The organism is Aquibium carbonis, from assembly GCF_003970795.1.
GTDB classification, from domain to species: Bacteria; Pseudomonadota; Alphaproteobacteria; order Rhizobiales; family Rhizobiaceae; genus Aquibium; species Aquibium carbonis.
Genome location: NZ_RWKW01000018.1, coordinates 1 through 1,388, shown reverse-complemented (window position 1 = coordinate 1,388; position 1,388 = coordinate 1). Strand labels below are relative to the sequence as shown.

The 1,388-nt window shown below is 65.3% G+C and carries 1 protein-coding gene; it reads left to right on the top strand.

Annotated elements, in window-relative coordinates; translation table 11 throughout:
• A partial coding sequence (locus EJC49_RS05600; protein ID WP_280960000.1) for an AAA domain-containing protein occupies nucleotides 1-1,388 on the top strand: 1,388 nt, incomplete at both ends.

Sequence of the window (1,388 nt, the reverse complement as noted above, 5' to 3'; positions counted from 1 at the left end):
GCTGCCGCAAGGATTCGCGAGGGCGACAGCTTCGGCAGGTCGGCGTTCGGAGCGGATTGGCGAGGAGAACGGTCTGCCTCGGCGCCGTTGCTGGCCTTGGTGGAATGGATGCGGACCCTCCGGGGGCTGGGTTCCGAGCCGCGGCTCATAGCCGGGCGGTTGGCCGAACGCTCCGAGGCTGGCGCGCGCGCCGAGCGTGTCCGAAAGGTCATTGAGATCGGCAGGCCGATCATCGAAGGGTTCTGGAACGATCTTGGGCATATGGCCTCGGCACTGCTGGGAGATGTGGCTTCCGTAGAACGTGCGCGGCTCGACCTCCTCGATAAGAAGGCCAGGGCAGTGTACCGCGCGGACGAGATATCGAGGCAGGTGTTCGCCTCTCCGCCGGATGCGGTCAGCGACCGCCTCAACCTTGCGCGGCGGCTGGAACGCCTGCAGCAGCTAGCAGGCATCATCGACGCTGGCGCGGAGCTGGGCGACACCGCATTCGGATCGGCCTGGGCCGGACGCAGGTCGGACTGGGCGGTCCTCGCCGACGGCGAGCTCTGGATTCGTGAGAACGGCGACCTGAGGCATCTGGCCGCGCGACTTCCGACGCGGGTGGCTGTGGCAGCCTCCGCCGAACTCGCCATGGACGAAGCCAGGGCGTTGGCCGATGCGCTCACGGCGCTAGCCGGAGACCTGAAGGGGGACGCGGCTTCGCTGTTCAGCGCGAGCGACTTCTTCTGGGTTGAGGTTACTGAGATCATCGGCCGTCTGGATTCCTGGCTTGAGCATCGGGAGCAGCTGTCGAAATGGGTGGCCTATAGAGAACGTTCGGAAGCAGCGCGAAAGGCCGGTCTGTCGGAGCTGGTCGATGCTCTCGCGGAAGGACGCATCGGCACCAGGGAAGCGCAGTCGACCTTCGACATGGCCTACTACGAAGCCATTCTGACAGCGATGGCGACGGAGGAACCTGAACTGGCACGGTTCGACGGCGAGCTTCATTCGCGGGCGGTGCGTGATTTCGCCGACCTAGACACGCAGCGGATCAAGGCTGCGGCGATCGAAGTGGTTACCGCCCATCATCGCAGGATTCCTCCCCGCGACGGCGGTGCAGGCCCCGTTGGCCTGCTGCGCTCAGAAATGGCTCGCAGGCGTGGCCACATGCCGATCCGGCAGCTGATGCAGCGCGCAGGTCCTGCGATCCAGGCGCTAAAGCCCGTCTTCATGATGAGCCCGCTGTCCGTTGCGCAGTTCCTGTCGCCAGGGAAGATGACGTTCGACCTGCTGGTCATGGACGAGGCTTCCCAGATACAGCCCGTGGACGCGCTCGGGTCAATCGCTAGGGCAAAACAGGTGGTCGTCGTCGGTGACGAGCGTCAGCTTCCGCCGACGACGTTCTTCGC